General features: G+C 39.4%; 14 protein-coding genes. 6 read left to right on the top strand and 8 right to left on the bottom strand.

Annotated elements, in window-relative coordinates; all coding sequences use genetic code 11:
* Positions 1-464: 464 nt before the first annotated feature.
* Positions 465-8,048, top strand: a complete 7,584-nt coding sequence (locus FHY47_RS07130; RefSeq protein WP_187393444.1) for a Cna B-type domain-containing protein — start codon at positions 465-467, stop codon at positions 8,046-8,048.
* 285 nt (positions 8,049-8,333) lie between these two features.
* Here the strand turns inward: FHY47_RS07130 and FHY47_RS07125 are convergent, their stop codons facing one another.
* Positions 8,334-8,624 carry a hypothetical protein gene (locus FHY47_RS07125; protein WP_066107799.1) on the bottom strand — a complete coding sequence of 97 codons (291 nt, stop codon included), beginning with the start codon at positions 8,622-8,624 and terminating at the stop codon, positions 8,334-8,336.
* Positions 8,625-8,879: 255 nt separating this feature from the next.
* Here FHY47_RS07125 and ypfJ point away from each other — a divergent pair, with 255 nt between their 5' ends.
* Positions 8,880-9,707, top strand: a complete 828-nt coding sequence (gene ypfJ, locus FHY47_RS07120; RefSeq protein WP_139891618.1) for a KPN_02809 family neutral zinc metallopeptidase — start codon at positions 8,880-8,882, stop codon at positions 9,705-9,707.
* Between the two features lie 113 nt (positions 9,708-9,820).
* The gene (locus FHY47_RS07115) at positions 9,821-10,258 is read left to right on the top strand and encodes a VOC family protein (RefSeq protein WP_139891619.1); all 438 of its coding nucleotides are present in this window, start codon (positions 9,821-9,823) and stop codon (positions 10,256-10,258) included.
* Positions 10,259-10,511: 253 nt separating this feature from the next.
* On the opposite strand, the gene FHY47_RS07110 is transcribed toward FHY47_RS07115, so the two are convergent.
* A complete protein-coding gene (locus FHY47_RS07110) occupies positions 10,512-11,687 on the bottom strand; it encodes an ROK family transcriptional regulator (RefSeq protein WP_139891620.1) in 1,176 nt (391 codons plus the stop codon).
* Between the two features lie 274 nt (positions 11,688-11,961).
* Between FHY47_RS07110 and FHY47_RS07105 the strand changes: the two genes are divergently transcribed.
* Positions 11,962-13,602 (top strand): hypothetical protein, encoded by a 1,641-nt coding sequence (locus FHY47_RS07105; RefSeq protein ID WP_139891621.1) that lies wholly within the window; start codon positions 11,962-11,964, stop codon positions 13,600-13,602.
* 531 nt (positions 13,603-14,133) lie between these two features.
* Here the strand turns inward: FHY47_RS07105 and rarD are convergent.
* The 3 genes from rarD to FHY47_RS07090 all read right to left on the bottom strand — a co-directional run bounded on the left by rarD (position 14,134) and on the right by FHY47_RS07090 (position 19,139).
* Entirely contained in the window at positions 14,134-15,045 is a 912-nt protein-coding gene (rarD, locus tag FHY47_RS07100) for an EamA family transporter RarD (RefSeq protein ID WP_066107787.1), read from the bottom strand.
* A 160-nt stretch (positions 15,046-15,205) separates the two neighbouring features.
* On the bottom strand, positions 15,206-17,797 hold the full coding sequence (locus FHY47_RS07095; protein ID WP_148629957.1) for a polynucleotide kinase-phosphatase: 2,592 nt from the start codon (positions 17,795-17,797) through the stop codon (positions 15,206-15,208).
* The gene (locus tag FHY47_RS07090; RefSeq protein WP_139891623.1) at positions 17,787-19,139 is read right to left on the bottom strand and encodes a 3' terminal RNA ribose 2'-O-methyltransferase Hen1; all 1,353 of its coding nucleotides are present in this window, start codon (positions 19,137-19,139) and stop codon (positions 17,787-17,789) included. The genes FHY47_RS07095 and FHY47_RS07090 overlap by 11 nt, the downstream gene beginning before the upstream one ends.
* 204 nt (positions 19,140-19,343) lie before the next feature.
* Here FHY47_RS07090 and FHY47_RS07085 point away from each other — a divergent pair, with 204 nt between their 5' ends.
* Positions 19,344-19,970, top strand: a complete 627-nt coding sequence (locus FHY47_RS07085) for a histidine phosphatase family protein (protein WP_306821544.1) — start codon at positions 19,344-19,346, stop codon at positions 19,968-19,970.
* Between the two features lie 42 nt (positions 19,971-20,012).
* Here the strand turns inward: FHY47_RS07085 and FHY47_RS07080 are convergent, their stop codons facing one another.
* On the bottom strand, positions 20,013-20,279 hold the full coding sequence (locus FHY47_RS07080; protein ID WP_306821545.1) for a ribosomal maturation YjgA family protein: 267 nt from the start codon (positions 20,277-20,279) through the stop codon (positions 20,013-20,015).
* Between the two features lie 303 nt (positions 20,280-20,582).
* Here FHY47_RS07080 and FHY47_RS07075 point away from each other — a divergent pair, with 303 nt between their 5' ends.
* The gene (locus FHY47_RS07075) at positions 20,583-21,302 is read left to right on the top strand and encodes an SGNH/GDSL hydrolase family protein (protein WP_066107778.1); all 720 of its coding nucleotides are present in this window, start codon (positions 20,583-20,585) and stop codon (positions 21,300-21,302) included.
* A gap of 119 nt (positions 21,303-21,421) precedes the next feature.
* On the opposite strand, the gene trhO is transcribed toward FHY47_RS07075, so the two are convergent.
* A complete protein-coding gene (gene trhO / locus FHY47_RS07070) occupies positions 21,422-22,387 on the bottom strand; it encodes an oxygen-dependent tRNA uridine(34) hydroxylase TrhO (RefSeq protein WP_066107775.1) in 966 nt (321 codons plus the stop codon).
* A 213-nt stretch (positions 22,388-22,600) separates the two neighbouring features.
* Entirely contained in the window at positions 22,601-23,599 is a 999-nt protein-coding gene (locus FHY47_RS07065; RefSeq protein WP_139891625.1) for an acrylyl-CoA reductase family protein, read from the bottom strand.
* Between the last annotated feature and the right edge of the window lie 171 nt (positions 23,600-23,770).

The raw sequence follows: 23,770 nt of genomic DNA, 5'->3' as shown, positions 1-23,770 counted from the left end.
CTTGGGAGATTAGTTCCTCAAGCTGGTTTTTTAGGTTTAAATTAATATCGAATCCCAACTAAAAAGAGAAAAAGCGCCATGCTCGCCTTCTTTAATAAACCAAAAAGGTGACGTTTGCTTTTGTTGATAGGTCAGGAAATCAGTCCTGTAAATTCAAAAAATACTCCACTTTAATTCCACATCTTATCCATCTGAAGAGCTTGCTGATATTTAGTTTTATTAGAACTAAAAATATATTAATATAACTATTGTAAATAATTACATTAGTTATAATTGTTTAAAAATTAATAATATAGTGTATTAAATAGTTTATCAGAATAATAATTATTTTATAATATTATTCTGATAAACAAATATAAAGGAAAGGAGATATTCTTTGAAATTGATTAGATAAAGCTTTAAAAGTGCTCCAAAAACTTCATAAGGGTGTGTGAATCATGAGATCGACTCGGAGTAGGTACTACATGAAAAAACGCACGAGAAAAAGAGCATTCTCAATTCTGACATTGCTTTTTCTTCTTGTGCAAACGATTTTAACTCCGGTAACTCAGTATGTTAATGCTGACAGTACAACTGTTGGAATCAGTTTCGACAATCCATCTGCTCAAGAAGGAGATATGCTAACAGCGACACTTACTGACAGTGGAGAAGATTCTGGTACATTAACATTCTCTATACCAACTGGTTTGAGTATTAAGGAATTTACTGAAGGTCAAGACAATATTGAAATCAGTAATAAAGATGCTCAATCCTTAAGTTTTACTTGGAAAGAAGAAAGTAATCAAGTTGTGAAAGTGCAAGTATCAGCTGATACAGCTGGTGACTACATGCCACAACTAACTTCTCAGAACGGAGGTACTCAATCTGTTGCGATTCAGGTCACATCACCAGAAGTGACAACTGATGAAACAGAAGTAACAAACGAAAAAGTAGAAGCAACAGCGAAAGAAACCGACGTACCAAAAGAACCAGCAAAAGTTACAGAGGAAGAAACTGAAGACAAGGACGAAAAAGGAACTGAAGAAACAACGGAAAATGTACCTGCTGATATTCTGACGGTAAATGAGTTGGAGGAAAATGTTCAAGACAGTGGAAACAATGAGGATAGTTCCACTGGAGGAGATAATTCAAAATCTTCCGCAGCAAGTAGGGCATTAGAATTCGTACCATCTAATGACGGAGAACTTGCTGATTCTAATGCGAATTTATCTGCAAGTGGAGACATTAGGTTACCTATTACGATTCGTGATTTTAAGGCGGATGGGTATCTATTTGAAATGAGTTTAAATTCTACTTCAGGTAGAAAAAATATGGTAAATGGACAAATTGGTGAAGATAAAAAGCCTGTTTTTAATCAGAATATGATTGATTATACACGGTTTATGTTTTACCATAATGCTCCAAGTCTTACAGATGAACAAATCAATGCAAAACTTGATGAGTTATTCAATAATTCAGCGAATAATATGTCATTATCAGCATATTTACCGCTGAATAAAAACAGTGACGGAACATATAGCTATCACAGTAACCATTTTTATCCAATTGATGATCTGCTGTTTGGAAATGAATATAGACATCACAACTATCATTTCTCCCTAGAAATGCATACAAAATTCACTTATAAAGGTGAAGAAAAGTTTACATTTATAGGTGATGATGACGTATGGGTTTTCATTAACGGTAAGCTAGCTATAGATTTGGGTGGGGTTCATAGCGAACAAGAAGCTACCATAGATTTGGATAAGATGGCTAGTACGTTGAGGCTTGAAAAAGGAAAAGATTACGATTTTGACTTTTTCTATATGGAAAGACACACAACTCAGTCTAACTTAAAAATTACGACATCTATTCAATTTGAACCAAATGTAAGTGCAGTGAAGGAGGTCAATAAGACTGAGGCGTTAAATGGAGATGAGTTAACGTATAAATTCACAGCATCTAATACAGGTGAAAAGAATGCAACAAATGTTATTTTGTCAGACACTCTTGATCCAGGATTATCATTAGTCAAAGATTCAGTAACTATTAATGGAAACCCTATCGAAGTAATCACTAATGGGAATTCTGATGTTAAAGCAACCTTCGATGAGAGCACTAGGGTTCTAACAATCCCAATTGGGGATATGGCGGCTGGCACTGAGGCTAAGATTAGTTTTAAAGCTAATGTTAGTGTCGATGACTCACTGTTCGATAGTCAGAATAAATATGTTATCCGCAATACTGGGCAAATCGATGGAACAGACACGAATGAAGTTACAACAACAATAACTGGTCCAGAGAAGACGAGCGTCAAGGTCAGCAAGGTTTGGAATGACGCCAATAACAAGGAAAAACTCCGTCCTGAAAAAGTAACTGTGAAGCTGTTAGCTGATAATCAAGAGACAGGAAAGACAGTTGAATTAAAAGAAGGAAATAACTGGACTGCAACTTTCAGTGGGCTAAATAAATACAAGAGCGATGGGGGAAAAATCAACTACACCGTGGTTGAAGCTGATGTAGAAGGATATCGAGCATCAATCATTGGAGATGAGACCGATGGATATGTGTTAACCAATACCTTGCAGACTTCAGTGAAAGTGAGTAAAGCTTGGGACGATGCAGACAACCAGGACGGAATCCGCCCTAACAAAGTAACGGTGAATCTACTGGCCAATCGAGAAGCGACAGGCAAGACAATTGAGTTAAATAGCAGTACCGGCTGGACTGCCACTTTCGATGGGCTAGATAAATACGCTGAGAATGGAGCGGAAATAAATTACACCGTAGCTGAGTCTTCTGTTGAAGGCTATGAAGTTTCTATCAGTGGAGATGCGACGAATGGCTATAAATTAACCAATACTCATAAGGTAGAGAAAATCGATATCTCCGGCAAGAAAGTCTGGGAAGATGGCGACAATCAGGATGGAAAACGACCTACATCTGTTACCATTAACTTGCTAGCTAACGGTAATCTTATTAAAACTGTCACAGTGACGGCTGAGGATAACTGGGAGTTCACTTTTAATAATCTTGATAAGAATGCAAATGGAAATAAAATCGACTATAGACTAACCGAGTCAACGGTTAAAGACTATAGCACCAAGATTGACGGAACGACAATTATCAATACCTACACACCTGAGCAAACTTCTGTGACGGTGACCAAAGCATGGAATGACGGGCAAAAAGCGGACAATCTCCACCCTGACAAAGTCACCGTGAAGCTGCTGGCTGATGGAGAAGAGACTGGCGAGACTGTTGAGCTAAGCCCTGAGAATAATTGGACCAGCACATTCACCAAACTTCCTGTGTATAAAGACGGCGGGAAGAAAATTACCTATACCGTAGCTGAGTCTGAAGTTGAAGGCTATCGAGCATCCATTACTGGAGATGCAAACATAGGTTTTGTGATAACCAATACGGAGCAGACTTCTGTTCAAGTAACGAAGGTATGGAATGATAGCAACAATAAGGACAAGCTTCGTCCAGAAAAAGTATCAGTTAGTTTGCTGGCTGATGGGGATGAAACGGGAAGAACCATTGAATTGAATGGTAAAAATGAATGGAAAGCCGCATTCCTCAAACTTGATAAATACAATGAGGAGGGCAAAGAAATCATCTACACCGTAGTTGAAGAAGAAGTCGAAGGTTATCGAGTATCTATCGCTGTAAATGCGACTGATGGTTACGTGATAACCAATACGGAGCAGACTGAAATAAAAGCGAACAAGGTATGGAAGGATGCCGATAACAAGGACAATCTTCGCCCTGAGAAAGTAACGGTGAGCTTGTTGGCTAATGGTGAAGAGACTGGAAAAACGATTGAATTAAAGGATACGAACAATTGGGAAGGTAAATTCTACCAACTCGATAAATACGATAAGGATGGGGAAGTAATCACCTACACTGTGGCTGAATCTAAAGTGGATAGTTATCAGGTATCTATCACCGGTGATGCGACCGATGGATATGTGTTAACCAATACCTTGCAGACTTCAGTGGAAGTGACGAAAACGTGGGATGACGCGGATGACCAGGATGGAATTCGCCCTGACGAAATCACGGTGAGCTTGTTAGCTAATGGAGTCGAAACAGGTAAAACCGTTAATTTAAATGATACAAATAACTGGACAGATAAATTCCTCAAACTTGATAAATACAATGAGAATGGGGAAGTAATCACCTACACCGTAGCCGAGTCCGCTGTTGAAGGCTATGAGGTTTCAATTAGTGGAGATGCTGCCAAGGGATTTGAGTTGACCAATACCCATGAGGTGGAGAAAACCTCTATCTCTGGTAAGAAGATCTGGGATGATGGAGACAATCGAGATGGAAAACGTCCAGAATCTGTCACTATTAACTTGTTGGCAAACGGTAATCTGCTCAACTCTGTTACAGTAACGGCTGAGGACAACTGGGAGTATACTTTTAATAATCTTGATAAGTATGCAAATGGAAATGAAATTGCCTATAGCCTAACTGAGAATAGGGTTGAAGATTATAGCACCAATTTTGAAGGAACGACAATAACTAATACCTATACACCTGAGCAAACTTCTGTGACGGTGACTAAAGCTTGGAATGACGGGGACAATGAGGGCAAACACCGCCCTGAGGAAGTAACGGTGAGCCTGATGGCTGACGGAAAAGAGACAGGCCAGACGGTTGCGTTGAACCCTGATAATAACTGGACCAATACTTTCACCGAGCTTAATGTATATAAGGACGGTGGAAAGAAAATCATCTATACCGTAGCTGAGTCTGATGTCGAAGGCTATCGTGTATCTATTACTGGAGATGCATCTCAGGGTTATGTAATAACCAATACTGAGCAGACATCAGTAAAAGTGACCAAAGTTTGGGACGATGCAGATGATCAGGACGGACTTCGTCCTGAGGAAGTAACAGTGAGCCTGATGGCTGATGGTAATAAGACAGGTAAGAATATTGTATTGAATGGTAAAAATGATTGGACTTACACGTTCACTGAGCTTGATAAGTACAAGGAAAGTGGAGAGTTAATTGACTACACGGTAGTTGAACCCGAAGTGCCGAATGGCTACACCGATACTATCGCTGGAGATGCAAATGAAGGTTATAAAGTATATAACATTCATCTGCCGAAACAGACTTCAGTGAAAGTGAATAAGACTTGGAATGACGCGGACAACCAAGATGGAGTTCGTCCGGATAAAGTCACTATGAGTCTATTTGCGGATGGTAAAGACACAGGCGAAACAATTGAGTTGAATGATGAAAATAATTGGACTGGCGTTTTTGCCCAACTCGATGTGTACAGGGATGGTGGTCAAGAGATTTCCTACACTGTAGTTGAGTCTAACGTACCAAAAGGCTATACCGATACGATTACGGGAGATGCTGCTGAAGGATTTAAGGTTACCAACACCCATGATCCTGAAACAATCGACGTTTCCGGTACAAAAACATGGAATGATGCCAACAACCAAGATGGTAAGCGTCCTGGAAGCATCATGGTGAACCTATTGGCTGACGGTAAGAAAGTTGACAGCAAGACTGTCACTGAAGAAGATGAGTGGACATACAGTTTCACCAACCTACCGAAATATAAGGTGGGTAAGGTAGGTCAGGAAGTCGAGTACACTTTAACCGAGGAAGAGGTCAAAGAATACAAGACAACCGTAAATGGCTATAACATCACCAACACCCATACACCTGAGAAAATCGATATCTCTGGAACAAAAACATGGGATGACAACAAGGATCAGGATGGTAAACGTCCAGAATCTATCACGGTGAATCTGCTGGCTAACGGCAAGAAAGTCGATAGTGTTAACGTGACGCCAGATGAGTATGGCAACTGGAAGTATACCTTCAAAAATCTTGACAAGTACGCTGGTGGTAAGGAAATCAAGTACACTGTGACTGAGGAACCAGTTCCTGGATACAAAGAAACAATTAAGGATTTCGACATCGCTAACAGCTATGAGCTTGGTAGCGTAATGGTGAATAAAGAGGTGACTGGAGTATCTGAGGATCATTTGGATGCTGCTGAATTTACCTTCATTATTACAGGCCCAGATGATTCTGAGCAAGAAATCATCATACCTGCCGGAGATAGTAGGGTACTTAAAGGCTTGAACCCTGGTACGTATACCATCAAAGAAGTTAAGCCTGATCAAGCTTACAGTAACGAATCTTATAACTATCTAGGAACAAGCTATCAAGTCAGCGGTGCGGAAGAATCTGTAGAAGCACTTGAAGGTCAAATAGTGGTAAGTGAAAACAACAGAACTGTAGTAACCTTCACGAATGAGTATGAGCCGGTTGGTGACTTGAAAGTAGTTAAGATCGATTCTGCAGATGACGAGAAAGTCTTGGAAGGCGCAGAATTTACGCTTACAGATAAAGATGGAAATGTCCAAACTCTAACTACCGATCAAGAAGGGGCAGCGTTCTTTGAGAACTTGCCATATGGAGAGTATGAATTAGCAGAAACGAAGGCTCCTAAAGGGTATATTTTTAAAGAAGGACAAAAATGGACAGTTACAATCGACGATCACTCTGTAGTTGAAATGCCAATCCAAAATACCAAAGGAACGCCTAGTCTTGAAGTGTCCAAAACAACAGACAAACAAGAGTACAAACAAGGTGAAACCATCCATTATACAATCACCGTGAAGAATACAGGTGACATTGATTTGGAAGGAATCGAACTTAAAGGCATCTTCAGTAAAAATGGCGATGCTAATATTGGACAATTGGAACTTGAAGGCTATACAGGTCCAATTAATCTTAAGATTGGCGAAAGAGCTACGTACAAAGTTGACTATGTGATTCCGAAAACAGACCTTGCGGATACAACATACACAAATGTGATAATTGCAACTGTAGACGATGTGGAGATAAGTGATGAAGTTACTGTTATCGTTGATCCAACTTACGCTCTTGAGGTGAATAAAGAAGCGGACAAAGAAGAGGTTAAAGTCGGAGAAACTATCACATACACCATTACGGTTACGAACACAGGTAAACACACCTTAACTAATGTAAACGTAGTGGACAAAATGGTTGGTCTCGATACGGTTATTGAGAAACTGGAAGCAGGCGAAACTAAAACCTTTACAGTCACACATGTGGCTACGGCGGAGGACGTTGGAGAATTAACGAACGTTGCGGTAGCTAAGGTGGTTGTGAATTGTGAGGAAATAGTTGAGGAAGGTTCTGAAATCGTTAAGGTATCTGAGCAAGATGCTCCAGCCCTTGATGTAGAAAAAACAGCAGACAAATCTCAATATAAACCAGGAGAAACTGTTACTTACACAATCACTATTACGAACACAGGTAATGTAGATTTAAAACGTATCACTCTTAAAGACGTCTTCAGTAAAGATGGAGATGACAATATTGATCAATTGAAATTAGAAGGCTATGATACCGAAAATGGCTTTGATTTAGCAGTTGGTAAAACAGCTACATTCACAGCTACCTATGTCATTCCAGAAACAGACCTTGCTGATACAACATATACAAACGTGATTACAGCAACTGTAGACGGTGTGGAAATGGATCCGGTATCTGATGAAGCTACGATCATAGTCGATCCAACTTACGCTTTAGAAGTGGATAAAACCGCTGATAAAGAAGAGGTTAAAGTTGGGGAAACGATCACTTACACAATCAATGTAACCAACACAGGCAATAAAGCCTTGACTGATGTGAAGGTAGTCGACGAAATGGTTGGTCTTGATACTGTCATCGAGAAACTTGAAGTTGGCAAAACTAAAACATTTACAGTCAAACATGTGGCTACTACTGAAAACGTAGGAGAATTAACGAACGTTGCGGTAGCAAAAGTGGTTATCGATGGCAAGGAAATAGTTGAGGAAGGTTCTGTAACAGTTACAGTATCTGAAGAGGATGCTGCAGTTGTTACACCAGATCCTAAAGAACCAACTATTATTGAAGTAGTACAAAACTTCATTGAAAATCCTAAAACTGGCCAATCTACATTAAATATTCTGTTGGTTTTAGGTGTATTCCTTATCGCTGGTAGCGGCTTGTATGTTTGGAAAAGAAAACACTAAGCTTTCAGAATAAGCGAATACTAATTAATAGAAAACCAGCTTGGGTGGATTAATTCCCTCAAGCTGGTTTTTCTTATTTTATGAATGTTGTATTAATGGTAATCCACTCTAAGACGATTTTATATAAAAATTGACTTTATAATAATGATTCCAGCTTACTAATCCTTGTCCTGCTTAGGTAGAAAATATCTCTATTAAATTTAGAAGGTAATATAATTTCTATTTATGATAGTAGATTGTTTAGTAGAGGTGTAAATCTTAAGATGTGAGATTAGTAAGCCGGGGTTAGTGTGTATTAAGATTTCTTAAGTCTGTCATAAAATCTTCGTAAAGTTCTTTTTGGCCCAAAGACTTGGCCAGGTTCATAAGGTCTAAGTAGTCGTCCGTTTCTAGGGCTGTTTCGTCTAAGCTGTGGAGATAATCGTACCGAAATGTTCTTTTCCTTAGGTTATAAACTGGTTTTCTGAAATAGACAGTAGCTGTTTGCCTGGTATTGTCAATTTGGGCAATGACCCCTTCTACCTTTTCGCCTTTTTCCATAATAAATACGGGATTACCAACCTTGAATGTTTTCATCTTTAAACATCCTTTATCATTGATTTTTATACTTCTTTATATAAAATATATACCCTTTGCTGTAAATTAGTACTCAATTTAATAATTTTCAAAGAAAATAATAAAATATTACTAGAAAGCATGAACAGTGTGAGAGATTTGCCCCATCTATATTACAGATATGAAATAAGCTAATCTACCAATCCGATGAATTACTTCCATTTAATTATGGGTATAAGCAATAGATAGGATTAGAGAGGATTGGGAGGGTATTGTATGAAATGGAAAGGCAGAAGGGCCAGTACAAACGTGGAAGACCGCAGAGGGATGAGCAGTAAAGGGATCATCGGCGGTGGGATTGGCGGTATTATACTATTGTTGGTGATTACGTTTCTAGGTGGAAATCCTGCTGAACTATTGAATCAGCTGGGAGGAGGAACATCTACCAATACTACAAATACTGAGTATGTTGGAACGCAGGAAGAAGAGGAACTCGCTGAATTTGTATCAGTCGTTTTAGCTGATACTGAGAAGGTTTGGACTAAGCTTTTTAAAGAAGAAGGGTTGGTATATGAAGAGCCTACTCTCGTTATCTATAATGACAGTGTTCAATCAGCCTGTGGAACGGCTGGGTCATCTGTTGGCCCATTCTATTGCCCAGGAGATCATAAGCTTTACATAGATTTAAGCTTTTATAATGAGCTGAAAAGGGAGTTTCAAGCACCGGGTGATTTTGCGATGGCCTATGTTGTCGCCCATGAAGTCGGCCACCATGTACAAACCTTATTGGAAACCGACAAAAATCAGCAGCGTACAAGCTCTAATGACTATTCAGTACGGTTTGAATTACAGGCTGATTATTTAGCCGGTGTATGGGCTCATCATGCAGAGAGTATGGATTTACTTGAGGAAGGGGATTTTGAGGAGGCTATCACAGCGGCCAGTGCTGTTGGCGATGATACAATCCAAAAAAGGGCTCAAGGGTATGTGGTTCCGGAGAGTTTTACTCATGGTTCATCTGAACAGCGGATGCGCTGGTTTAAAAAAGGATTTAATTCCGGGAATTTAGAGGATGGGGACACCTTTAATGTGAAAAATCCATAAGGAAGAAAAGAAGGCCTGCTTCGCGAAGCAGGTTTTTTGTTTTTATCTATTTTAAACAGGAAAAGAATAATCGATATCGAACTAATAGAGTAAACCATTTAGGAGGAGAAAAAATGAATCGTCTAAACTTAGTAACGCTTGGCACAAGGAATATTATAGAATCCCATCGGTTTTATAAAGAATTGGGCTTTGACATGTCCATGATTGGTCCGAAATCTAGTCCGCATGTTATTTTCTTTAAAAATGAAGGGTCCCGTATTTCCTTGTATCCATTGGAGGATTTAGCGCGTGATCTTGATAAGAGTAATCCACCCAATTTAACTTCTGCTTTTTCAGGAATTACGCTAGGCTATAATGCGAAATCAGCCGAGGAGGTAGACCGTGTTATGGAAAAAGCGGAGCAGGCTGGCGCAAAAATTGTGAAACAGCCTGAAAAGACAGACTGGGGCGGATATGGAGGTTATTTTACAGATCCGGACGGATATTATTGGGAAGTGGCATATGGTGAGATGTGGCAATTTGATGAGTCCAACATGTTGGTTATTGAATAGAATTGGAGGATGTTAATCTACCTTTATAGGTACAAAAAAACTTTAGTTACCTTGGAACCGATATTGCTGGCTCTACGTTACGGTAATCGCTCATACAGTTCATTTTTGTGTGATTTTTCTTTTGACTGTATGGGTACCTTTAGAATTGGATTTTGCTAGTCTAAATGTTTTCTTCCAGTCTGACCATAGAATTTACTTCTGCTTAAACATTCTTATCCACTTTGTTACGGGAGGCAATAAAAAAGGCCAACCTTTATAGGTTAACCTTTGATTGTTTACAAACCATTTGAATAAAATTTTCAACCGCGAAGGCTGAGACTCCAAGAGCAGCTGAATAGATGGATAAATTGGAAAACTGAATCTGCAACTGGGATTTGGAAGCATCCAGGGCACATTCTCCTACAACATGTTCAACTTCATTCTTTAATAAATCTTTTGCCATAGCAAGGCGGTTTCCGATAATGATTTGCTCGGGATTCAACGTGTTCGCGATGCTGGCAATGCCGATCCCAAGGTACTTTGCGGTTTCTGTAAAGATTGCTTGTATCTGTTTATTGTTCTCTGCTTGTTCAATTAATTTTTCGAGCGTCCATTCTTCATTTGATGGGAGGAGGGTGGAAGCCTTTTTAATCAATGCCTTTTCAGAAGCATATAATTCCCAGCACCCTTTACTTCCGCATGAACATGGCAATCCATCATATTGAATGATCATATGGCCCATTTCACCGGCAAACCCATTAGATCCACGGTAGAGTTCACCGTTTAAAATCATTCCAACTCCTATTCCAATTCCGGCACTTATATAAACCGTATTGTTTGATGATTGTCCGGGACCTATCTTTTTCTCCGCAAAGGCACCTGCATTTGCTTCATTTTCGATTATGACAGGCAGATTAAATTCGTCCTGGATTTGGTTCTTTAATTGCTTCTGTTTCCAATCTAAATTAGGAGCGAGCAGAAGTTCCCCGTCTATGTTTACCATTCCTGGAACAGCCAGCCCAATCCCAACAACGCCATATGTACTAGCAGGAGCTGAAGTGAGGAGAGAACGAATTAACTCATTTATAATCTGTACAGCTTCGTCATAGTTTGGATTCATAGCTGGCTGTTTGAGTTCTTTAATGATGTTGCCATTAAGGTCTGTAAGAACGCCAAGTATGTAATTCACTCCAATATCAATACCAATCACATGAGCAGCCGAATGCTGAAAAAGAAGCATGACCGGACGCCTGCCGCCACTCGATTCCCCTGGCCCCGTTTCATAACAGATATTCGCTTCCAAAAGCTCGTTGACAAGGGTGGAGACCGTGCCCTTTGTCAGGCCGAGTTTTTGCGCTAAATCAGCTCTTGATATAGGTGCATTATCTCGAATGGACTCCAATATTTTTAGTTTATTATTGATTTTAATGGTTTGCTGATTCCACTTCATATCTATACTCCTTCTTTCTATCTCTATTGATAGTTATACCATACTCTTTCAAAACAAAAAACAAGTTCATCCGCCAGAGGAATGTAAGCTAAATGTAACGAAATAGATGATCAATCATAAAGACTGGTATGGGTAAGGCGCGATACTTAATCATTCAGGAACCTCTGCATTCTAACGAGAATGTAATATTATAATTATTTATAATATTAAAATAATAATTATTATTATGATATAATTTTTTTATCTATTAATATATTTGGAAGAGGGGAGTTCTTTGGCTATTAAGATACCATCGATGTTGCTTTCTCTATGCTTATTGATTGTTCTTACAGGTTGTTCGGACAAGAATGGTACTTCCACTTATCGGGAGCATGAAGTGAATGATGATGCGTATGTTATGTTAAAAGGTACGGACCTGTATATGAAAGAACATGAGTCTGATATCGAAAAGGTTGATTCAAATGTTAGGGAGGATACGATTCATTATCGGGATGAGCATCGCGGGCTCATGTATATAAATGGTGACGATGATTTGTACAGCTATAAAGATGGGGAGAAAAAAAGAATAGCTAAACAGGTTTCTGCCAGTAGAATACCGTATCTGCTTTCCTTTGATGAGAGCACTCTTGCCTATTTGACTGATGAAAATAATCAGTTATACGTGATCTTTGATGAGAGTAAACCTCGGAAAGTTCGTTCAGATATTGTCCAATACAGATTATCTATAGACGGTAAACGATTATTCTATATCAATGAAAATATGGACTTATATATCTTTACAAAAGATAGCGGTGAAGAAAAAATCGCTTCAAAGGTGGTTAATTTCCAGGAATCAGAGGGTGGTACCAGGTTACTCATCAGTACGGATGATGGTGAATTATACATCAGGGATTTAGAAAAGACTGAGAATGTCCATCTTCATGCAGATAGCCATGATTACGGGGGATTTCAGGTTGATGATTCTGGGCACTATTCCTATTTAGCAGATTATCAGGGTGATATAGGGGAGCTTTACAGCCTATCTGCTGAAAATGAACCAGTTCGAGTCGCTTCTGATGTTCTCGATTATGAAATGAAGGAAGATTCCTATATTTATTTAAATGGAAACCAGCAATTGCTTATGAAGCAGATGGAAGATCAGAAATCTGATTTACTCGCAGAGGGAGTTGTGGACTTCTTTATACTCAATGATGATATCTATTATTTAGATGAGACACAGGCGATGTATAAAGTAAAACAATCAGGTGTTCCTGAGGAAATTGCCCCCAATGTGATGATGGATTCCAGCAGCCGGCTTTGCTGGTCCATTGTAGATGATAAAATTATTTATTTATCTGCTAATCATTCTTTAATTCTAGATGGAAAGAAAATAGCGGATGATGTCACCGGTTTCGTGTCATATGTGGACCATGTCGTTTACAATACCGAGGATGGCCAAATAAAATCCGTAAGTGTTCATGACACGGATGAACTACACACATTTGACCATGCTGATTCCTATACGAGGATTTATTACGGTAATCAGCTGGTCTATAGCAAGACATTATCTCTCGCAGATATAGACGGTATTTGGGGAGTAGAGGGCACGGAAGAGGAGAAGTTGGATGGGTATGGAGAGGAATATGGTCCATACTTTTTCGAAATCATTACGGGTGCCGATTGTAATATGGGGTATCTTGTTATGTATGATGAAGAGGAAGAGCTTGTATTGGAATTGAACATAGAAGACTCCGACTCTGAATATATTAAAGTGGATACAGATGTGGAGGATACGTCCTTCATGTTCAAAAAAGTAAGCGAACAGGATTTAAACTTCATTTTTGATGGAGATGAATCCGACCCGCTGCCTCTTTATAAAACTACTGTGGATGAACTTGAGCAGTATTATGAACAATATCAACTTGCTTATTTTTAAGTAGCAGCATGAAAAGAGATGTTTAGATTAGTCTTTCGGGGGCTGATCGACATCTCTTTTTTGTGGTGTAAGAGAGAGGTACTTTTTCAGGAGTAATTAGTGTATAGTTTGATAGATTCGCTCAATCACTGTTATGCACGCTCAATGGGTAAAATTTTCGCTCGATTGCTTATACTTTCGCTCATGAAAATGAGGGTTGGCCCAATTATTGGCTGTTTTCGCTCAATTATAGTCTAGGTCGGCTTGATTAAGACTGAGTTTGGCTCTATTATTCTCGTAATCGGCTCCATTACAATAGAATTCGGCTCGATTGCTTGAAATCTTTGATTCCATATCACCTAATAGAGAGAATTACCTCTTGAAACTGGCAATCTAGTTAGCATCCCTCGTTGAATTCAATGAAAAAATAGCATCTGGCGCATTATTTAGCCAGCAACAGAGACACACGTTAAGCCGCCTTACGCTACAAACGAAAAAACCGGTGGAGGAAACATCTTAGTTTCCTCCACCGGTCCATCCATACGAAATACATTAATTCGCTGCAGCTTTTCTGCTCTTTGCGGATCTGAACAGATTGGATGCTGTATAAATGATTAAGGCAATCCAGATAAACAGGAATGATATACCTTGAATCAGGGTGAATGTTTCATCGTAGATCACGACAGCCATCACTAGCATGAGGGTTGGAGCTAAATACTGTAAAAATCCAATCATCGTATAACTGATTCGTTTCGTTCCTTCGGCAAACAGCAATAACGGAATTGCGGTTACAATCCCCGCTCCCATAAGAACTAAATCAACTTGGGTACTGTATGATAAAAAGGAATGCTCAGCAAAGAATAACAGATAAATGAGTGCGAATGGTGCAATGATCATCGTTTCGAGTGTTAAGCCTGTCCACGGATTGATTTGAACCATTTTCTTAATGAGTCCATATAATCCGAAGGTCATTGCCATGCATATAGCAGGCCACGGGATTGAGCCCTGGCTCCATGTCAGAATGATTACGCCAATTGCCGCAGATAATACAGCTATCTTTTCGCCATTGCTCAGCCTTTCCTTTAGGAAGATGGTTGCCAGTATGACATTGACGATTGGATTGATATAATAGCCCATGCTGGCGGATAAGATATTATTGCTATTGACTGAAAAAATAAAGATAAACCAGTTGGCTGAGATTAATAGGGTTGCTAGGGTGATTGCTAACGTCAATTTAGGCTGTTTAAGGATGGTGGTGATTTCCCCAAAAACATCCTTTGACTTTCCGAAACAAAAGACGAGCAGCACCATAAACACAAAGGACCATAAAATACGGTGTGCCAGGATTTCCAAATCAGATACATCACCGGCTAATTTCCAATAGACCGGTAGGCATCCCCATAAAAAATAAGCTCCGCCACCAGCTAAAATGCCGAGCTTTTTCTCTTTTGCTTGATTCTCCATGCTTACACTTCTTTCTACTATAACATTCATTTATATCAACCTATTATACTGCTGAACAGTTGAAACGAAAATATTAATTGTGATAGTTATCATTATAGTTTTACCTAAAGGAAGATGAACCTGGCAATCACAACAGGTTCATCTTCCTTCGTTCTGTATCTTACAGCCTTGGGTCGACCGGGTCTGATTCGAGAGAGAGTGTGCCAAGGACACATTCATGTACGCGCTGCAGGGAATCTCCGTTGACAAAGCGGCGAATGCCTTCAACTCCCAGAACAAATTCACGTAACGCCAACTTTTGTTTTTTGGAGGTGTTTCTATTTTTCAAGCGTGCTAGATTAGCGGGGGATAAATAATCCATCCCATAAATAATCGATAAATATTTTCTGCCTCTTACTTTAATAGCGGGCTGCAACAGCTTGCCTCGTTCTTTAGCGATAAAAGTTTCAGGCTTGATGACAATGCCTTCGTGTCCTTCCTCAGTCATTTCCCTCCACCATTCTATGACATCTTGCTCGCTCGCCTCGCTATCGATTACTTTATATTCAGTTTCAATAAAGAATTTGGATAGAGCGCCGAATTCATGATTCATGTGCATATGCCATAGATGCGGGTGGTCAAAAAAGGTTTCCTTGCTATGGGCCAGCACATGAAAGGGAGCAATCTGAATCTGGTGAATATCCTCGACTTCCCAGCAATAGGTTTCATATACTTCTTTGAAATTCTGCGCATTTGCCAGTTTTTCAGTATATTCGTTTAGCCAGCCGTGCAGTTCAGAATTTGCTGATACGGCCTGTTCCAGCTTGTTTTTGAGAGAATCGCGATCCATGATGGCATTTTCAGCAACATGCGCATATTGGTTTTGGATAAGCTCCTTCGCTTTCAGGTTCCACGGCATAATTTCCGCATCCAGCAAAACAAAATCTGTATCATATTTCTCGAAATAGCCATGATTGATCAAATCAGAATGTAATTCGTGAACTACCTTCTCCTCAGTAATGGAATCAAAGAAGCATCGACCTCTTCGCGTATAAATAACGCCAAGCGTTTCATATCCAACATAATGAAGAGCGGAGGGCTGATCCTTGAATAGTAATAAAACAGCACGGCTACCCATATGCTTCTTCTCAGCAATCATTCTTTCAATACCATGACTGCGATAATAATCAATCGCTTCCCTCGGATGCTCTAAATAATCCGGCAGCTGAGAGGGCTTTGGAGTTGGACTCATGGTTGGCGGAATATAGAGCAATTTTTCTATAGGGATGGTGAAATGGGAAACTGTATCAATGGCAGCCTTCACATGCTCCTTATACAATTTTACTTCACCGAACTCTTCTGTCAGGACAGAATACCCATTTATAAAGCTGCCGATATTAGGCGGATTTAATCGATTCCTTTCCCATTCCATCAAGGGGTTGTCATCGCTGTTTGAATAATCCTGCCGGGCTTTTACGCTGACGAATTTTTCCTCCGGATAACGGAAGGCAGTGAGCTGGCCGCCAAAAACAACACCCTGATCTATATTTATCGTGTTATTGATGCGCAGGGGCTGAGGTTTCGGATCATGTCCCCATATAATGAGGGGACTGCTGTTATGATTAACAAACCAATCCTTCCGGCGCGGTTTTCCAGCTTCATCAAAGCCGTCTGTATCTCCATATCGGCAAAAATCACTGATTTCCTGAGATTGTCTGCCGATATAGTCATCCTTTATCCCGGCGTGAGTACAAACCAGTACAGGTACGTCATTTTGTAAAAACACATAATGGGAAGGGGCTTCTATCAGCATCTTCTTCATCTTATTTTTAAGTATATTTGCTTCTTCAAAGCCGTACCTGTCTTCAAATTGTTTAAACTCGTCTGCCGTCTGCTCATCTCCATGCTTGAGGGTAACTTTTCGCCCATCCAGCCAGCGGGCGATTTTCCATCCGTGATTGCTATCAATCATGTACGCTAAACCATGTTCAATATGACGCTCGAAAAATCGCATCGTTTTTAACGAGTAGGGGCCACGGCTCATAATATCTCCAACAGACACAAATCTTCTGCCATTTGGATGAATGTATAAGCCACTATCCTGAGCTTGATAACCAAGCTTTTCAAGTAATTCAATCATTTCCTCATAGCAGCCATGTATATCACCAATTAGATCAAGGCCGCTGCCGACCTCCATATATAGCGGATTTTCCATCCTGTGAAGATAGACTTCATCTATATCCTTAATTGCATAAATTGCTCGGAAGCCTTCCTTTTTGATAAAACGTTTTTCGCTTTTGAAGGTCTGAAATTGCTGTTTAATTCGGCGTTTTCCTCTTGGCTGCTCGCGCTTTTCATCCCGTTCCAAAAGTGTTTGTTGATCGGTATCCAGTATGATGGCAATGATAGGTAAGTGGTGCTTCCTGGCAATATCAATATATTTTTTTCGATCATCGGCCTTAAGATGAGTGGCATCAATGAAAGTTAGCTTATTTAGCTGACATCTAGCCTCTATGACAGAGTATATGACCTCAAATGCTTTTTTTGAGATGGAATGATAGTGTTCCACCAGATAATCTGCTTCTGTTTTGGAGCGGTTCTTCCAATCTATAAAATCGGTATCCCCAACGATTTTTCGGAAAGCATCTGAACTTACAACCTCGGAAGGGAGGAGTGTTTGATTATTGATTAATTTGGATAACAGAGTGGTTTTACCGGAATTGGACGGACCGACTAAAAGGATAATCCCGGCACTTGGTATGTTAATGTTCATCTGATTGGCCTTCCTTTCGTTTGAAAATGCACATTTGAGTAGGTGAGCCATACAGTTCATGAATATCGCCAATTTCTTGAAACTGAAGAGTATATGGCTGATTGGCGACGTTCATCCTGCACCAGTCCTCAAATTGCTGCCTCGACCATTCAAAGCGATGGTCTGAATGGCGGAAGTGTTCATGTAAGTCATATACAGCGTTGTACTCTTTATTTGGTGTTGTGATAATAAGAGTTTTTGGCCGATAATCCTCCAGGATCATTCTCATGATTTTGGGTAAACGTGCCTCATCAATATGCTCAATGACCTCGCATAAAATCATGCAATCCTTATTCTTTAAACGTTCATCATAATAAAAAAGCGAACCCCAAATCAGTGTGGGAGAAAGGAATCCTACCTTGCCTGCCACTTTTTCGAACCTTTTGATTGCCTGTAATGTCATATGCTCAGATGGCTCGACTGCCAGGATTTCTTTAACTCCATCCAGAAATCCTAGTTTGAGAGAAAGCTTTCCCTCACCTGAACCCATATCTACAATTGTCTCTTTATCATCAAGTTCACTGACTGTTTTCAGTATTTTTTCATAGCGAAGGGCAGCCAGAGATGGTTTGGATGGAGTTTTTTGCTCCTTATCCAGCTTTTTAGGTGCTTCTGTTGGGTCATATAATTCTTTGAATCGTAATGCCCTTTGTAAAATGAATGACCTCATTGGATGATTCTCAAGCCATCCTTGTCCATAACGTTGAAGCTTTTCAACTTCCTTTTCGTCTATGTAATAGTGCTTATAGTTATCAAGAACAGGGATGAGGACAAATAACTGTCTTAAAGCATTTTGTAGAGTTGTTACCCCATCCAGGGTGATCATTCTTGCCGATTTAGTTGGGGAGGACGTATTTTTCCCATGTGTAATGGCGATTTCAAACCCCAGCGGACTAAATAAACGTTCTATTTCTTGATCCGTTAGTTCTGATGAAACAGGTCCAAGGGTAAATTGAAAAGGAAAAGCATGGCTGACCCATTGTCTATATTCCTCTTTCGGCTGTCCATTCAGGGCAGTTCCAAGAGCATTCCGTATAAAAGAGCAGAAAATACTGCTTACGGCAAATTCTCGATCATTTATATAATGTGTAATTTCATATTGATTGGAATGGCGATCCAACAGCTCGATTGGATCAGGTGTAACAAATATAGTCGCTTCCACTTCTTTTTCTTCAAATCTACTATAAAAAAGACGAACTAAATGTCCTTTACTGGACCGTTCATACAAGGAGGCTGGGTTTTTAGCAAGCAGGTAGGATAAGACTTTTACATGATCACCGGTTGCTTTCATAGTTAACTGCATCGTATCACTCCGATATGGAAAATATTAAGATAATAAACTAATAATACCATTTTAAACTATGGAGGGTCACATATTATTTCTGGTTCCAAGAGGGGTTTGGTAATGAAGGATAGAATAAACTAAGTGGACTTACTGCTAGGAAGAAATCTGCAAGAATAGCAATGAGATTCTATACAGAATACAGAGTAGCGTTAATTTAGGGGGATGGGAAATTTGATTACACTCTATATAACTAGGCATGGAGAAACAGTTTGGAATACGGAGAAAAGAATGCAAGGAAGATTAGATTCACCCTTAACAGGAAAGGGTGTCCAAAATGCGATCTCACTGGGCAAAGGACTGCAGGATATTAATTTAACTGCTATTTATTCAAGCCCGAGTGGCAGAGCGGCAGATACAGCAGCATATATTATGGGTAATCGGGATATTCCGCTAGCCTTTGATGAAAATCTACAAGAAATTAACATGGGAGAGTGGGAGGGAGAAACACAAGGAGTCATCGAGGCTGCCTATCCAGACGAGTTTGATGCTTTCTGGAACAATCCCCATTTATATAAGCCTGTAAAAGGGGAAACATTTGTAGAAGTTAAAGAACGGGCGGTGAACATATTGAATCGTATTCAGCATGAATATGAATCAGGCAATATCCTGATTGTTACTCACTCCGTTGTCATAAAATGCTTCTATTCTATTTTCAAAAACACCTCTATTGAGAGCCTATGGGATCCTCCTTTTATCCATGATACGAGTCTTACTGTTGTAAAGATAGAGGAAGATGGTTTTAACATCGTCCTGGAAGGGGATTTATCACATAGACAGATTATTATATAGGATGTCTATATCAGAAGAGGAAAGGTAGGCTGATTGAATTTATCATTTATTTGTTTTAATAGAGTTTATTTTCGACCAATCTATGATTACTGCCATCATAATACCCAGTGTATACCGCAATAGATCTATCCACAGAAATCCCTTACCGAGGATTAAAGCCCCGATGGTTGTGTTTCGTATTTGGTTGATCCATGCTGCTTGATATAACTGGCTGAATTCAATCCCGAAGCTGAATAGGACGCTGAACCAAAAAGCAGTAAATGGTTTCTTTTGAACGAAAAGAAATCGAAACCCAAAATAGACCATCATTGCCTATAAAGCATCTCCGGCATGCTGAGCTACAAAAGGATGCAGGATCGAACTATATATACGGGAAGCTAATCCGAGAATGATACATAGAGTAATGGTTGCTAAATAAAAGAATCTATTTATATGGTTGGTTGGATTCATATTCATTCACTCATTTACTATTTTTTATAACGGCAAATTTTAATCTATAAGAATATAAACATCTATCAAGTAATTTTTGAAATATTCTTGATATAATTAAAGTAACAAAGGATTATCATGCTTTGCAACACAGAAACTACTAAGAGATATGAGGGATGGCCTATGAAATTAATATGCTTTGGTGATAGTTTAACTAGGGGAGTATCCTATGTTAAGGGTCGTTTGAGAATTTTAAGAAATAATTATCCTGCCTATTTACAAAAGCTTATGTCAGAGGATAAATTGAATCCAGAGATTAGCCGGGCAGAAGTGATCAATAAGGGAGTATTCAATGATAACTCTGATTTACTTTTATCCAGACTTGAAAAGGATGTTATTCAAGAAGAACCGACCTACGTGATTATTGGGATTGGCGGGAATGATTGTGACTTTGTTTGGAAGGAAGTAGCGGCTAAACCGAATGACGAGCATCAGCCAAAAGTGCCTCTATCACGGTATGCCAATAATTTAAAAGAGCTTATTACCAAATTAAAATCAAATGGAATTACACCGGTTTTAACCACGCTGCCTCCATTGGATCCGGCTCGCTATTATCAGACAATTTCCACGCGTTTCGGTACAGAAGTGAGTCAATGGATATGCAAGGTGGGGGGAATAGCCTACTGGCACAGTAAGTATAATCGAACCGTAAAAAATATAGCAGAAGAAATGGATGTATTCCTGATTGATGTAAGGAATGCGCTGAAAAACAGAGGTCAGTTAAAGGATTTAATTAGTGAAGATGGCATTCATCTGACCGAAAAAGGCTATAAGGTTATGGCGGCTGAGATTTATGATAACTTAGGTAAGCTAGCCCCGCAAAAAGTACTGCAGGAACAATAATTTTGGTTATTATGAAGAATTCGAGAGCGGAATAAGGTGATTATAATAGCCGCAGATGAAAAGTTATAATCGTATAATTAAAAGGAGACCTCTCAATCGAAAGGTCTCCTTTAATTATATTACTCAGCTGAAATTAATTCTAGTTTACGCAGTCTTTCTGCAACCTCTTCCTCAGTTAAGTTATGCTCTACAACATAACGATTGCGAGGATGTACACGACATTCATCCGTGCAGCTGCGCATATATTTATGCTCATTTTCTTCACTGCAAAGAATTTGATCGTTACATTCAGGGTTTGCACAATTAACGTAGCGTTCACACGGTTCACCATCGAAGTGATCTCTTCCGACGATCACATGTTCTACTTGGTTAATTGGAACAGCGATTCTTTCATCGAATACATACATTTGTCCATCCCATAATTGACCTTGTACTTCCGGATCTTTCCCATATGTGGCAATCCCGCCATGGAGCTGACCGACATCTTTAAATCCTTCTCTTACTAACCAACCGGAAAATTTCTCACAACGGATTCCGCCTGTACAATAGGTTAGGACGCGTTTTCCTTCAAACATTTCTTTATTATCACGAACCCATTGAGGAAGCTCGCGGAACGTTTCAATGTCCGGCTTGATGGCGCCGCGGAAATGTCCAAGTTCATATTCATAGTCATTACGCGCATCTAAAACAATTGTGTTTTCATCCTGTAAGCCCTCGAAAAATTCTTTTGGGCTCAAATACTGTCCAGTTAATTCGTTCGGATTAATATCATCTTCTAAAGATAAATGAACAAGCTCAGGGCGTGGTCTCACATGCATTTTTTTAAACGCATGACCGTCTGCTTCATCTATTTTAAATACAATCCCTTCGAATTGAGGATCGTTCTTCATCTTATCCATATAAGCATTTGTTTGTTCCACAGTACCGGAAACCGTACCATTAATTCCTTCTTTGGCCACAAGTATACGGCCTTTCAGTTCAATCCCCTTACAAAATGCAAGGTGTTCTGCCGCGAATGCAGCTGGATCTTCAATTGGAGTATAAAAATAATAAAGCAAAACTCTGTATGGTTTGTTTTCTGTCATGGTTCTTACCACCTATTTTTTAATATTTGCAAGATACGTATTCAAAAGGTGATTTTTAGATACTTTTCTTACACATCAAAACATTATAACAATTGTTAGTAAAATGTGCTAATTAAACAACTTATTTCCTCTGGAAAATAAAGAGATAGGTGGTTAGTGCATAAAAAAACACCAATTCTTCTATTGAAAAGAATTGGTGTTGAATAGAGTTCTTTAATCCGGGAAAACAACGATTGTTCTGCCGCGTGCTTCACCTTTTAGAAGGACAGGAAATACATTTGGCAGTTCTTCGAGCTTTACTTCTTGCTGGATATGATTCTCATACTGATTGAGCTTTAAATCCGTAGCTAAACGTTCCCAAATTTGTTGGCGTGTATTCATCGGGCATTGTACAGAATCAATGCCTAATAAATTAATCCCTCTTAATATAAATGGGAATACGGAGGAGGGAATCTTCGTGCCAGCCGTCAGTCCGCTGGCAGCAACAGAACCGCCATATTTAATTTGGCTTAAAAGAGATGCTAAAGGTTCCCCGCCAACAGGGTCAATACCAGCGGACCAACGCTGTTTTCCTAAGGCGCGAACCTTACCGTTGTATACTTCATCCCTTGAGATTACATTCGCAGCACCGATTGATTTTAAGTACTCAGCTTCCTCTAATTTTCCTGTGCTGGCTTCAACGGTAAATCCGAGTTTTGCTAAGAAGGAGACCGCGAAACTGCCTACACCGCCTGTAGCTCCAGTAACAATCACAGGACCTTGATCAGGAGTTACCTTATTTTCCTCCAAACGCTGGACGGATAATGCAGCGGTAAATCCAGCTGTACCAATGATCATGGCTTCTTTGAGAGTGAGCCCTTTTGGCAGTGAGACAACCCAATCAGCAGGAATATAAGCATATTCCGCATATCCTCCATCACGGGATACACCGATTTCGTAGCTCGTGGCAATTACCTCATCACCTTCTTTAAAGCGAGTGTCAGTCGATGAAATAATTGTACCTGCTAGGTCGATGCCTGGTACCATCGGGTAGGAAGTCACAATATTTCCATTCGGAATTGTAGCTAGGCAATCCTTATAATTTACACCTGAATATTTTACTTTTATGAGAACTTCGCCATCTTGTGGGGTATGTAACGGTTTTTCTATAAATTTGATTGCTGTTTGTTCATCCTGTTTATCTACGATTAACGCTTTATAGCTTTGATCCATTATTCTTACCAGCTCCTTTTCTTCACTATATACCATTATATAATGAACGTTGAACCGTCTTTGTAAAAGTGATTTTTGATGATTTGTTTTATTTACCATCGCTTTAATAGGTATAATTTTGCAAAAGAGTTTCAAAAAAATCATGATTTGAAGAAAAATTTAAAAATAATT

Source organism: Bacillus sp. E214, from assembly GCF_008087365.1.
In the GTDB taxonomy this organism is placed as follows: Bacteria; Bacillota; Bacilli; order Bacillales; family Pradoshiaceae; genus Pradoshia.
The sequence above is the reverse complement of the archived record's forward strand: the minus strand, read 5'-3'. Positions and strand labels throughout refer to the sequence as shown.

What these genes read in the sequence shown, in the direction of transcription:
- FHY47_RS07085 (WP_306821544.1), top strand. Translation starts at nt 19,344, where the DNA reads ATGGGAAATTTGATTACACTCTATATAACTAGGCATGGAGAAACAGTT.
- trhO (WP_066107775.1), bottom strand. Translation starts at nt 22,387, where the DNA reads ATGACAGAAAACAAACCATACAGAGTTTTGCTTTATTATTTTTATACT.
- FHY47_RS07075 (WP_066107778.1), top strand. Translation starts at nt 20,583, where the DNA reads ATGAAATTAATATGCTTTGGTGATAGTTTAACTAGGGGAGTATCCTAT.
- FHY47_RS07065 (WP_139891625.1), bottom strand. Translation starts at nt 23,599, where the DNA reads ATGGATCAAAGCTATAAAGCGTTAATCGTAGATAAACAGGATGAACAA.
- FHY47_RS07095 (WP_148629957.1), bottom strand. Translation starts at nt 17,797, where the DNA reads ATGAACATTAACATACCAAGTGCCGGGATTATCCTTTTAGTCGGTCCG.
- FHY47_RS07130 (WP_187393444.1), top strand. Translation starts at nt 465, where the DNA reads ATGAAAAAACGCACGAGAAAAAGAGCATTCTCAATTCTGACATTGCTT.
- ypfJ (WP_139891618.1), top strand. Translation starts at nt 8,880, where the DNA reads ATGAAATGGAAAGGCAGAAGGGCCAGTACAAACGTGGAAGACCGCAGA.
- FHY47_RS07080 (WP_306821545.1), bottom strand. Translation starts at nt 20,279, where the DNA reads ATGATGGTCTATTTTGGGTTTCGATTTCTTTTCGTTCAAAAGAAACCA.
- rarD (WP_066107787.1), bottom strand. Translation starts at nt 15,045, where the DNA reads ATGGAGAATCAAGCAAAAGAGAAAAAGCTCGGCATTTTAGCTGGTGGC.
- FHY47_RS07115 (WP_139891619.1), top strand. Translation starts at nt 9,821, where the DNA reads ATGAATCGTCTAAACTTAGTAACGCTTGGCACAAGGAATATTATAGAA.
- FHY47_RS07090 (WP_139891623.1), bottom strand. Translation starts at nt 19,139, where the DNA reads ATGCAGTTAACTATGAAAGCAACCGGTGATCATGTAAAAGTCTTATCC.
- FHY47_RS07125 (WP_066107799.1), bottom strand. Translation starts at nt 8,624, where the DNA reads ATGAAAACATTCAAGGTTGGTAATCCCGTATTTATTATGGAAAAAGGC.
- FHY47_RS07110 (WP_139891620.1), bottom strand. Translation starts at nt 11,687, where the DNA reads ATGAAGTGGAATCAGCAAACCATTAAAATCAATAATAAACTAAAAATA.